This window comes from Streptomyces caeni, assembly GCF_042678285.1.
Classification (GTDB): Bacteria; Actinomycetota; Actinomycetes; order Streptomycetales; family Streptomycetaceae; genus Streptomyces; species Streptomyces caeni.
The window spans coordinates 98472-109620 of the sequence record NZ_JBHUDX010000064.1; the positions used below are offsets into that span (position 1 = coordinate 98472).

At 70.2% G+C, this 11149-nt stretch carries 11 protein-coding genes and 1 pseudogene; 7 read left to right on the forward strand and 5 right to left on the reverse strand.

Features of this window, described 5'->3' with window-relative positions:
- Window positions 1–60: 60 nt before the first annotated feature.
- A pseudogene (locus ACFSL4_RS37635) lies at window positions 61–243 on the forward strand (helix-turn-helix domain-containing protein); the annotation flags it as partial.
- 138 nt (window positions 244–381) lie between these two features.
- On the opposite strand, the gene ACFSL4_RS22925 reads toward ACFSL4_RS37635, so the two are convergent.
- Window positions 382–2049: a fumarate hydratase gene (locus ACFSL4_RS22925; RefSeq protein ID WP_381085997.1), complete on the reverse strand. Its 1668-nt coding sequence runs from the start codon at window positions 2047–2049 to the stop codon at window positions 382–384.
- Between the two features lie 228 nt (window positions 2050–2277).
- Between ACFSL4_RS22925 and ACFSL4_RS22930 the strand changes: the two genes are divergently transcribed.
- Together ACFSL4_RS22930 and ACFSL4_RS22935 are read left to right on the forward strand one after the other, a co-directional pair.
- Window positions 2278–2979, forward strand: a complete 702-nt coding sequence (locus tag ACFSL4_RS22930; protein WP_381086000.1) for a DUF1707 SHOCT-like domain-containing protein — start codon at window positions 2278–2280, stop codon at window positions 2977–2979.
- Window positions 2980–3142: 163 nt separating this feature from the next.
- Window positions 3143–3514, forward strand: a complete 372-nt coding sequence (locus ACFSL4_RS22935; RefSeq protein WP_381086003.1) for a WhiB family transcriptional regulator — start codon at window positions 3143–3145, stop codon at window positions 3512–3514.
- A gap of 132 nt (window positions 3515–3646) precedes the next feature.
- Here ACFSL4_RS22935 and glpX read toward each other — a convergent pair whose 3' ends face one another.
- Entirely contained in the window at window positions 3647–4681 is a 1035-nt protein-coding gene (glpX, locus tag ACFSL4_RS22940) for a class II fructose-bisphosphatase (protein ID WP_381086006.1), read from the reverse strand.
- A gap of 128 nt (window positions 4682–4809) precedes the next feature.
- Between glpX and ACFSL4_RS22945 the strand changes: the two genes are divergently transcribed.
- Window positions 4810–5331 (forward strand): DUF4245 domain-containing protein, encoded by a 522-nt coding sequence (locus tag ACFSL4_RS22945; RefSeq protein ID WP_381086009.1) that lies wholly within the window; start codon window positions 4810–4812, stop codon window positions 5329–5331.
- A gap of 51 nt (window positions 5332–5382) precedes the next feature.
- Here ACFSL4_RS22945 and ACFSL4_RS22950 read toward each other — a convergent pair whose 3' ends face one another.
- Both ACFSL4_RS22950 and xseA read right to left on the reverse strand, forming a co-directional pair.
- Window positions 5383–5616 (reverse strand): exodeoxyribonuclease VII small subunit, encoded by a 234-nt coding sequence (locus ACFSL4_RS22950; protein ID WP_381086012.1) that lies wholly within the window; start codon window positions 5614–5616, stop codon window positions 5383–5385.
- A 9-nt stretch (window positions 5617–5625) separates the two neighbouring features.
- Window positions 5626–6834, reverse strand: a complete 1209-nt coding sequence (gene xseA / locus ACFSL4_RS22955; protein ID WP_381086015.1) for an exodeoxyribonuclease VII large subunit — start codon at window positions 6832–6834, stop codon at window positions 5626–5628.
- Between the two features lie 137 nt (window positions 6835–6971).
- Here xseA and ACFSL4_RS22960 point away from each other — a divergent pair, with 137 nt between their 5' ends.
- Both ACFSL4_RS22960 and ppgK read left to right on the forward strand, forming a co-directional pair.
- On the forward strand, window positions 6972–7967 hold the full coding sequence (locus tag ACFSL4_RS22960; protein ID WP_381086018.1) for a 4-hydroxy-3-methylbut-2-enyl diphosphate reductase: 996 nt from the start codon (window positions 6972–6974) through the stop codon (window positions 7965–7967).
- An 87-nt stretch (window positions 7968–8054) separates the two neighbouring features.
- Window positions 8055–8801, forward strand: a complete 747-nt coding sequence (ppgK, locus tag ACFSL4_RS22965) for a polyphosphate--glucose phosphotransferase (RefSeq protein ID WP_381086021.1) — start codon at window positions 8055–8057, stop codon at window positions 8799–8801.
- 44 nt (window positions 8802–8845) lie between these two features.
- Here ppgK and ACFSL4_RS22970 read toward each other — a convergent pair whose 3' ends face one another.
- Window positions 8846–9238 carry a DUF6542 domain-containing protein gene (locus ACFSL4_RS22970; RefSeq protein ID WP_381086049.1) on the reverse strand — a complete coding sequence of 131 codons (393 nt, stop codon included), beginning with the start codon at window positions 9236–9238 and terminating at the stop codon, window positions 8846–8848.
- A gap of 420 nt (window positions 9239–9658) precedes the next feature.
- Here ACFSL4_RS22970 and ychF point away from each other — a divergent pair, with 420 nt between their 5' ends.
- Window positions 9659–10747, forward strand: a complete 1089-nt coding sequence (ychF, locus tag ACFSL4_RS22975; protein WP_381086024.1) for a redox-regulated ATPase YchF — start codon at window positions 9659–9661, stop codon at window positions 10745–10747.
- Window positions 10748–11149 lie beyond the last annotated feature (402 nt).

Below are 11149 nucleotides of genomic sequence, written 5' to 3' on the forward strand. Positions count from 1 at the left end.
CGGGCGTGGTGGAGTTGTTCCGGGGTTGGGCCATGCGGGTGGCGAGGTCTCGCTTGAGCTGTGTGCGCGAGTGATCGCAGAGGGACGCGGACGGGCACGACGTACGGCGACCGGCTTCGGCAGCGGCGCGAGGCTGCGGGGACGACGCGGCAGCGGCTCGTCGACGAGGCGATCGCGACGCGCACGCACATCGCGCACATCGAGGCAGGGCGACGGGTGCCGTCGAAGGAGGACGCGCGGCGCGCTCGCTCGCTTCTCCCCCGTGCCGGAGCGCCCTTTGCCCGGGTCGCGGAAGCACGACACCGGCGAAGAAGCGGGCGACCCCGACGGCCACGTCGCAGCCGCCGGGGTGGCGAGACGGCACCCGCCGCGCGGACGGTGCTACGCCAGCCCGGGCCCGCGCACCGGGATCGATGTGAAGGTGGGCGGCTCCGACGGTGCCTGGAAGAAGTCGTTGCCCTTGTCGTCCACCACGATGAACGCCGGGAAGTCCTCGACCTCGATCTTCCAGACCGCCTCCATGCCGAGTTCCTCGTACTCCACGACCTCGACCTTCTTGATGCAGTCCTGGGCGAGGCGCGCGGCCGGGCCGCCGATGGAGCCGAGGTAGAAGCCGCCGTGGGCCGCGCACGCGTCCGTGACCTGCTTGCTGCGGTTGCCCTTCGCCAGCATCACCTTGGAGCCGCCCGCCGCCTGGAACTGCTCGACGTAGGAGTCCATGCGGCCGGCCGTCGTCGGGCCGAACGAGCCGGACGCGTACCCCTCGGGGGTCTTGGCCGGGCCCGCGTAGTAGACCGGGTGGTCCTTCAGGTACTGCGGCATCTCCTCGCCGCGGTCCAGCCGCTCCTTGATCTTGGCGTGCGCGATGTCGCGCGCCACCACCAGCGGGCCGGACAGCGACAGCCGCGTCTTGACCGGGTACTTGGTCAGCTCGGCGAGGATCTCGTCCATCGGCTGGTTCAGGTCGATGCGGACGACGTTCCCGTCCTGCTCCAGGTGCTCGTCCGTCGTCTCCGGCAGGAACCGCGCCGGGTCCGTCTCCAGTTGCTCCAGGAACACGCCCTCGGCCGTGATCTTGGCGACCGCCTGCCGGTCCGCGGAACACGACACCGCGATCGCCACCGGGCAGGACGCCCCGTGCCGCGGCAGCCGCACCACCCGCACGTCGTGGCAGAAGTACTTGCCGCCGAACTGCGCCCCGATGCCGATCTTCTGCGTCAGCTCGAAGACCTTCTCCTCCAGCTCCTTGTCCCGGAAGCCGTGCCCCAGTTCGGAGCCCTCGGCCGGCAACTCGTCCAGGTAGTGCGCGGAGGCGTACTTCGCGGTCTTCAGCGCGTACTCGGCGCTCGTGCCGCCGACGACGATCGCCAGGTGGTACGGCGGGCAGGCGGCCGTGCCCAGCGAACGGATCTTCTCCTCCAGGAACTTCATCATGGAGGACTCGTTCAGGACGGCCTTGGTCTCCTGGTAGAGGAAGGACTTGTTGGCGCTTCCGCCGCCCTTCGCCATGAACAGGAACTTGTAGGCGCCGCCGTCCGTCGCGTACAGCTCGATCTGTGCCGGCAGGTTGGAGCCGGTGTTCTTCTCCTCCCACATGGTGAGCGGAGCCATCTGCGAGTACCGCAGGTTCAGCTTCGTGTACGCGTCGTAGATGCCGCGGGAGAGCGCCTTCTCGTCCTCACCTTCGGTGAGGACGTTCTGGCCGCGCTTGCCCATGACGATCGCCGTGCCGGTGTCCTGGCACATGGGCAGCACACCCGCCGCCGCGATGTTCGCGTTCTTCAGCAGGTCCAGGGCGACGAACTTGTCGTTGGCCGACGCCTCCGGGTCGTCGACGATGCGCCGCAGCTGGGCGAGGTGCGCGGGACGCAGGTAGTGCTGGATGTCGTGGATCGCCTCTTCGGCGAGCTTGCGCAGCGCCTCCGGCTCGACCTTGAGGAGCGTCCGCCCGTCGGCCTCGAAGGTGGAGACACCCTCGGAGGTCACCAGCCGGTAGGGGGTGGTGTCCTCTCCCGTGGGGAGCAGATCGGTGTACGCGAACTCAGGCATCTCGCCCATTCCTCACTCGACAGACAGCGGCTGGCCTCCGTTGGCAGCGCTCACCAGCGTAGAACCTGGCGTGGACGGCCCGCCTGTGAGGTAGGGCTCAGTTCACGCCCGGTTGTCTCCCGGTCGTCTCCCGTTCGTCCCGTGGCCGTCCCCCGGGCCGTCCCCCGGTTGTCCACAGGCCGGGTCGAGGGGTAGTCGCGATCTATCGCGTTTCGGTACGCTGCTGCCGTGGACCTTCACAAGAGCCCCGCCCCGACGGACCGGCAGCCGGTGGCCCCGGCCGAGCTGCGCTGCTCCGATGCCGACCGCGACCGCGTCGCCGACATCCTGCGCGACGCCCTGGCCGAGGGCCGCCTGACCGCGGAGGAGCACGCCGAGCGCGTCGAGGGTGTGCTGAGCGCCAAGACCGTCGGCGACCTGGAGCGGTTCGTCCGGGACCTGCCCGCGGCCCACCCTGGCCGCACCACGGCATACGCGTCGGCGCCCCCTCGCCCCACCCGGGAGGCGATACCGGCCGAGCCCGACGAGAACGTGGTGGCGGTCTTCAGCAGCGCCATACGCAGGGGCCGCTGGCGCCCCGGCCGTCGGCTGCACGCCTACGCGATCTTCGGTTCCGTCGAAATCGACCTCAGCGAGGCCATGTTCGAGTACCAGCAGGTCGTGATCAAGGCGATCTCGGTCTTCGGCAATGTGGAGATCCGCGTCCCCGAGAACGTCACGCTGCGCGGAACCGGAGGCGGCGTGCTCGGCAATTTCGAGGTGAGCACGCTGGACTCGGGCGAACAGGACGCGCCCGTCGTCTACGTGGACGGACTGGCCGTACTCGGAAACGTCGAGGCGCGGCCGAAGCGCGGAAAGCTCGTCGCGGACATTCTCGATCGGGTCTCGGACAAGGTCGACAGGGCTTTGCATAAACATCTGGACCGTTGACGCTTGTGAATCCGGCCGCGCCCGAAGTGCGCCGGGCGCACCCCGTTGACATCAACGTTCCCTGGAATTCCGGTGGTTCGGGACCCAGCGCATAGGCACGCGCACAGCGGGTAGACCTTGCTGCATCGTCGCTCGCTCGCGAAGCCGTCGTCAGGAGTAGACCGTGCTGCAACCGCTGCATTCGTCCCTGCAGGTCGCTGACGTTCCGCACCAGCGGGTGCCGGTGCGCGACAGGGATCAGGACGCCCCGTGGCACACGGAGGCGGTGTGCCGGCGCGACGAGGCCGGCCTGTTCTTCGCCCCCTCCAAGGAGCCCACCGCGGCCCGGTTGTCCCGTGAGGAGGCGGCCAAGCGGGTCTGTGCGCGCTGCCCGGTGATGGTCGAGTGCCGAGATCACGCGCTCTTGCAACCGGAGCCGTACGGCGTGTGGGGCGGCCTCACCGCCGCCGAGCGCCGCGTGGTGCTGGCCCGGCGCCGCCGCCGCGACGTGGAACTCAAGAAGGCCGCGCGGGGGACGATAGCGGCGGCGGGCTGAGCGAGGCATACGGGAAGGGACGCCCTCTCCGCACCGAGGACGCCCCTCACCGGAACGAGGCGTGAGGCGGACCCGAAGGGTGCCCGCCGTCGGCGCGCGCCCCTCGGATCCCCGACGACCCCGTAGCTCCGTTTACTTCGCGCGTTCGAAATCGATCGTGCTGTACGCACGCAGCTTGCTCAGCCGGTGCACGGAGTCGATCCGCCGGACCGTGCCGGACTTCGAGCGCATGACGATCGAGTCGGTGGTGGCGGTCTCGGAGCGGTAGCGCACCCCGCGCAGCAGCTCGCCGTCGGTGATGCCGGTGGCGACGAAGAAGACGTTCTCACCGGAGACCAGGTCGTCCGTCATCAGGACCCGGTCGAGGTCGTGGCCCGCGTCGATGGCCCGCTGCCGCTCCTCGTCGTCCTTCGGCCACAGCTTGCCCTGGATCGTGCCGCCCAGGCACTTCACGGCGCAGGCGGAGATGATGCCTTCGGGCGTGCCTCCGATGCCGAGCAGCAGGTCGATGCCCGTGCCCTCGCGCAGCGCGAGGATCGAGCCGGCGACGTCGCCGTCCGAGATCAGCTTGATGCGCGCACCGGTCTCCCGGACCTCCCTGATCAGGCCGTCGTGGCGGGGCCGGTCGAGGATGACGACGGTGACGTCCTCGGGCGTGGAGTTCTTGGCCTTCGCGACGCGGCGGATGTTCACGGAGACGGGCGCGTCGATGTCGACGAAGTCGGCCGCCTCGGGGCCGGTGACCAGCTTGTCCATGTAGAAGACGGCGGACGGGTCGAACATCGTGCCGCGGTCGGCGGCGGCCAGCACCGCGATCGCGTTCGGCATGCCCTTCGCGGTGAGCGTGGTGCCGTCGATCGGGTCCACGGCGATGTCGCACTCCGGGCCGGTGCCGTCGCCGATCCGCTCCCCGTTGAAGAGCATGGGGGCTTCGTCCTTCTCCCCTTCCCCGATGACGACGACGCCGTTCATCGACACGGTCGAGACGAGGGTCCGCATGGCGCGTACTGCCGCGCCGTCCGCGCCGTTCTTGTCCCCGCGGCCGACCCAGCGGCCCGCCGCCATCGCGGCGGCCTCGGTGACCCGGACCAGCTCGAGGGCGAGGTTGCGGTCGGGGGCCTCGGAGGGAACTTCGAGCTCGGACGGTAGATGGTGATTCTCGGTCATCGGAGCGCACCTTTCTGATACGACGACGGCCGGACGAGGGTGATAACCCCTGACTCTATCGCCGGACAGACAAAATGAGCAGCGGGCCCCACGGATGAGCAGATCCCTGCACCTGCGACGATAGGGGCGTGGCAGGTACGAAAGGCAAGCAGAAGACGGTCCGGGACATGATCCTCTCCCTGGGCCTGATCGGGCTGATGGCGGGCGTCATCTACCTCTTCATCCCGCATGACGACCACGCTCCCGACCTCAAGAGGGTCGACTACCGCGTCGAGCTGCTCACGGCGCGCCGTGCCGCGGGCTACCCGGTGGCGGCACCCGAGGGGCTGCCCGATACCTGGAAGGCCACCTCGGTGCGCTTCCGGGGCGACCACTTCGACGCCTGGCACCTCGGCTTCCAGGACCCCGAGGGTCAGTACGTGGCGATCGAGCAGTCCACTCAGAAGGCGTCCGAATTCATCGACGAGGCCAGCCAGGGCGCCGAGGCGACGAAGGTCACCCAGAGCATCGGCGGCCGGACGTGGCAGCGCTACACCGGCGGCCGCTACGACGCGCTCGTGTTCAAGGACAAGGGCTCCACGACGGTGGTGACCGGAACGGCCTCGTTCGCGCGGCTGACGGCGTTCGTGGAGGCCCTGAAGACGGAGTGACCCGGGTCACTGCCGGAGTGACCGGGGCCACTGCCGGGGTGACCGGGGTCACTACGAGGGCTCCGCGCCCTCCCCGCCCTCTTCCTCCCCGGCCAGCGCGGCGTCGAGCCGTCTGCGCGCGCCCTCCAGCCATGTGCGGCACACCCGGGCCAGCTCCTCACCCCGCTCCCACAGCGCCAGGGACTCCTCGAGCGTCGTGCCTCCGGCCTCCAGGCGCCGTACGACCTCGATCAACTCGTCCCGCGCCTGCTCGTACCCGAGTGCCTCGTCCGTCTTGCTGGTCATGCGCCCACCCTAGATGTCGACCCGTACCGTGAACTCGCCCTCCGCGACCCGTGCCCGCAGCGTCTCGTCCGCCGACACCTCGTCCGGCGCGCGGACGACATGCCCGTCGGCCTTCTGCAGCACCGCGTACCCCCGCTGCAGCGTGGCCGCCGGGGACAGGGCCACCACGCGCGCGCGTGTGTGCGTGAGCTCCGACTCGGCGCGGTCGAGCAGATGCCCCAGCGTGCGCCGGGCGCGGTCCACCAGCGAGTCGACCTGGCCGGCCCGCTCGTCGATCATGCGGTGCGGGTCCTCTATCGAGGGCCGCGCCAGCGCGTGCGCGAGTCCCCGCTCCTCGCGCTCGACGAGGGCCAGCACGCACCGCCGCGCCCGGTCCCGCAGCGCCCGTACGCGCTGCAGCTCCTCACCGACGTCCGGCACCACCTTCTTGGCGGCGTCCGTCGGGGTGGAGGCCCGCAGGTCGGCGACGTAGTCGAGCAGCGGATGGTCCGGCTCGTGGCCGATGGCCGACACCACCGGCGTACGACAGCCCGCCACCGCCCGTACGAGCTGCTCGTCCGAGAACGGCAGCAGGTCCTCCACGCTGCCTCCGCCCCGCGCCACGATGATCACGTCGACGTCCTCCAGCGCGTCCAGCTCCTTCACGGCCTGGACGACCTGGGGCACGGCGTGCACGCCCTGCACCGCGACGTTGCGCACCTCGAAGCGGACGGCGGGCCAGCGGTGCCGTGCGTTCTCCAGCACGTCCCGCTCGGCCGCCGAGGCCCGGCCGCAGACGAGCCCGACGAGCTGCGGCAGGAACGGCAGCGGCTTCTTGCGCTCGGGCGCGAACAGCCCCTCCGCGGCCAGGGACTTCTTCAACTGCTCCAGCCGTGCGAGCAGTTCACCGACCCCCACGGGCCGTATCTCGGCAGCCCGCAGGGACAGCTGCCCTCTGGGCGCGTACCACTCCGGCTTGGCGTGCACCACCACGCGGGCGCCCTCGCTCACGACGCCGGCGACGGCGTCGAACACCTGCCGGTAGCAGGTGACGCCGACGGAGATGTCGTACGACGGATCGCGCAGCGTCAGGAAGACGACGCCGGCGCCGGGCCGCCGCGACAGCTGCGTGATCTGCCCCTCGACCCACACGGCCCCGAGCCGGTCGATCCACCCCCCGATGAGCCGCGACACCTCGCCGACGGGCAGCGGGTTCTCCACGGACGTGTTCACAGCCATGCGCCCGAGCGTAACGGCCGGTGCCGACAAAGCCGTCCAGGCCGGCACGCCACCGGACACCGGCGGACCGCGCCGGGCCCGCCGACGGCCGAGAAGCCGATCTCGGAGCCGCCGGGCACGGCCTTACGATGGTGCACATGACCGCTTCGTCTGGCCGCCGTGTCCTGCTCGCCGCCCCCAGGGGCTACTGCGCGGGCGTCGACCGTGCCGTGATCGCCGTCGAGAAGGCCCTGGAGCAGTACGGGGCCCCGATCTACGTCCGCCACGAGATCGTCCACAACAAGTACGTCGTGCAGACCCTGGAGAAGAAGGGTGCGATCTTCGTCGAGCGGACGGAAGAGGTGCCGCCGGGGAACATCGTCATGTTCTCCGCGCACGGTGTCGCGCCCGTGGTCCACGACGAGGCCGAGCGGGGCCGGCTGGCCACCATCGACGCGACCTGCCCGCTGGTCACCAAGGTCCACAAGGAGGCCGTCCGGTTCGCCAAGGAGGACTTCGACATCCTCCTGATCGGCCACGAGGGCCATGAGGAGGTCATCGGGACGTCCGGCGAGGCCCCGGACCACATCCAGCTCGTCGACGGCCCCGAGGACGTCCCGGGTGTCGAGGTGCGCGACCCGTCGAAGGTCGTCTGGCTGTCCCAGACCACCCTCTCGGTCGACGAGACCATGGAGACGGTCGACGCGCTCAAGGAGCGGTTCCCGCAGCTGCTCTCCCCGCCCAGCGACGACATCTGCTACGCCACGCAGAACCGCCAGCTCGCCGTGAAGCGGATGGGCGCCGAGGCGGACCTGGTGATCGTGGTCGGCTCGCGGAACTCCTCCAACTCCAAGCGGCTGGTCGAGGTCGCCAAGCTCGCCGGCGCGCGCGAGGCATACCTCGTGGACTTCGCCGACGAGATCGACGAGGCGTGGCTGGAGGACGTGTCGACGGTCGGCGTGACCTCCGGCGCCTCCGTTCCAGAGGTCCTGGTCGAGCAGGTCCTGGAGTGGCTCGCGGGGCACGGCTTCGAGGGCGTCGAGATCGTCAAGGCGGCCGAGGAGTCCATCACCTTCTCGCTCCCCAAGGAACTCCGCCGCGACCTGCGCGCCGAGGCGGCGGCACTCGCGGCGGAGCGCACCGACGGGAAGTGACGTCCCGTCCGGGAGGTGACGTCCCGTCCGGGAGGTGACGCCACGTCCGGAACATGGCCCCGGGGCCCACGCCGTACCGTGGTGTGCATGCAGATCTTCGGTGTGGACATCGGCGGGTCCGGAATCAAGGGCGCTCCTGTGGACCTCGGCCTTGGCACCCTGGCGGACGAGCGCTTCAAGGTGCTCACCCCGCATCCGGCGACGCCCGACCGCGTGGCCGACGGAGTGAAGGAGGTCGTCGGCCACTTCGGCTGGACGGGGCCGGTCGGCATCACGTTCCCCGGCGTGGTCACCGGCGGCTCCACGATCCGCACCGCGGCGAACGTCGACAGCGGCTGGATCGACACGGACGCGCGCGCCCTGTTCGGCGAGCGCCTGGGCGGCCTCCCGGTGACCGTGGTGAACGACGCGGACGCGGCCGGTGTGGCCGAGATGCAGTTCGGGGCGGGCCGCGACCGCCGGGGCACGGTCATCCTGCTCACCTTCGGCACGGGCATCGGCAGCGCCCTGTTCAGCGACGGCGTCCTGGTCCCGAACACGGAGCTGGGCCATCTGCGGCTCAACGGCCACGACGCGGAGAAGCGCGCCTCCTCCAAGGCCAAGGAGGACCAGAACCTGACCTGGGGGCACTGGGCCCGCCGAGTGCAGAAGTACCTCGCCCATGTGGAGATGCTGTTCTCCCCGGAGCTGTTCATCATCGGCGGGGGAGTCAGCCGCAAGTCGCACAAGTTCCTGCCGCTGATCGAGGGCGTCGAGGCGGAGATCGTCCCGGCCCGGCTGCAGAACAACGCGGGGATCGTCGGGGCCGCGATGAGGGCGGCGCAGGCAGGGTAGCGGCCAGGGCCACCGCCACTGTGGCCGACCGGTGGGTACGCCGCTCAGGCCGCGCCGCGGCGCTGTGCCGCCCGGCGGCGCATCATCCGCACCCTGCGCACGGTGGCGATGGCGCCCGCGATGAGGGTGCCGCCGTACAGCCAGCCCGCCTGGGTGGCGAGCGCGGTGAACAGCCCCACCAGATGTCCGGCGAGCCCGCTGTCGCCGTCGGTCACGGTCAGCAGACCGGCGGCGAAGGCGATCGGCACCACCACGGGCGGGGCCACCAGGTCCCCGCGCCGCACCCACAGCGCGGTCAGTGCGCACACGGGCAGGAACAGCACCCCGTAGACGGTGAGCGATCCCTCGAACAGCAGCCGGTCGAGGGATCCGAGAACCGCCATCGTGGCGATGCCGAACAGTCCGCCGCCGAGGCCGGTGAGCCGGGGGTTGGGCAGGCGCCGTGCCGTGGGAGCGGTCGGCGAGGAGGGTGCTCGCTGGGCCGGCGGACGCCGCCGGGGGCCGGTGTTCCCGGCTCTCAGCTGCCGTTCCGGGGCGCCGGGCCGGGCGGCAGCACCGGACCGTCCCGTCGCAGCCGCGTCCCTGCGGCCCTGCGGGGGAAGAGGCGCACCGCGTCGCTGTCCGTGGTGCGGAAGTCGCGTCCTGTGTTGCTCCACTGGACCAACTTAGGTCGGTTTATGTGCGGAATGACCTCTCAGACACGCCGTTGTTCGCGAGCTTGGCCAAGCGTTCGATACCTCGCCGGGGAGAGTCCGCACACGCCGTAGACTGGGGGATCGGCCCGCACACACTCCTGACGGACCCGGGCCCACCCAGCCCAGTCCAGTCCTCCTCTCTCACGTACGGGAAGTCGCAACGTGTCGCTCACGATCGGAATCGTCGGTCTGCCCAATGTCGGCAAGTCGACCCTGTTCAACGCCCTGACCAAGAACGACGTGCTGGCGGCCAACTACCCGTTCGCCACGATCGAGCCGAACGTCGGCGTGGTCGGCGTCCCCGACGCCCGTCTCACCAAGCTGGCCGAAATCTTCGGCTCGCAGCGGATCCTCCCGGCGACGGTCGACTTCGTCGACATCGCGGGCATCGTGCGCGGCGCGAGCGAGGGTGAGGGCCTGGGCAACAAGTTCCTCGCGCACATTCGTGAGTCCGACGCGATCTGCCAGGTCATCCGCGCCTTCAAGGACGAGAACGTCGTGCACGTGGACGGCAGGGTCTCGCCCAAGGAGGACATCGAGACGATCAACACCGAGCTGATCCTCGCGGACGTACAGACGATCGAGAAGGTGCTGCCACGCCTCCAGAAGGAGTCGCGGATCAAGAAGGACGTCGCCCCGAAGGTGAAGGCCGTCGAGGAGGCGAAGGAGATCCTGGACAAGGGCGACACCCTGTTCGCACACGGCATCGTCCAGGGCACCGAGCGCGCGGAGCCCCTCCACGACCTGCACCTGCTGACCACCAAGCCCTTCCTCTACGTCTTCAACGTCGACGAGGACGAGCTGACGGACGACGCCTTCAAGGACGAGCAGCGCGCCCTGGTGGCCCCCGCCGAGGCGATCTTCCTCAACGCCAAGCTGGAGGCGGACCTCGCCGAGCTGGACGAGGACGAGGCACTCGAACTCCTGCAGTCGGTCGGCCAGGACGAGCCGGGCCTGGCGACCCTGGCCCGCGTCGGCTTCGACACCCTGGGCCTGCAGACGTACCTCACGGCGGGCCCGAAGGAGGCCCGCGCCTGGACGATCAAGAAGGGCGCCACCGCCCCCGAGGCCGCCGGTGTCATCCACACCGACTTCCAGAAGGGCTTCATCAAGGCGGAGGTCATCTCCTTCGAGGACCTGGTCGCCACGGGCTCGGTCGCCGAGGCCCGCGCCAAGGGCAAGGCGCGGATGGAGGGCAAGGACTACGTGATGCAGGACGGGGATGTGGTGGAGTTCCGCTTCAACGTTTAGCGGACCCCATAGCATCGACGTGGCCGATGTGGCAAATGTGCAGGTCAGGCGGGGTCGGCCCCATCCAGGGTCGCCCCCGTCGCTGTATCCGCTGCTGGATCCGCGCTGGATCGGAGCTGGCGGTCCGTCAGGTGAGCGGGCGTGCTGGGTGGGACGGATCTCGTTGCCGCTGGGGTGCGCGGGCCGTTGACGGTGGCGTGAAGGTCGGATGGGCGTGCGGCGGTGTCGTTGCGCGTGGACGGCGGACAGGGGGCTGCGATGGGGTCGTGCGACCGATGGCTGGCAATTGGAGAGGCGCAGGAAGTCCTTGGTCGTGACCGGCCGCCTCGCTCTGACCCCGGCGGTACTGAACCGCCCCGTGTCAGGTGGAGGCTCGATTCCATGAAAGGATTGAGCCATGGC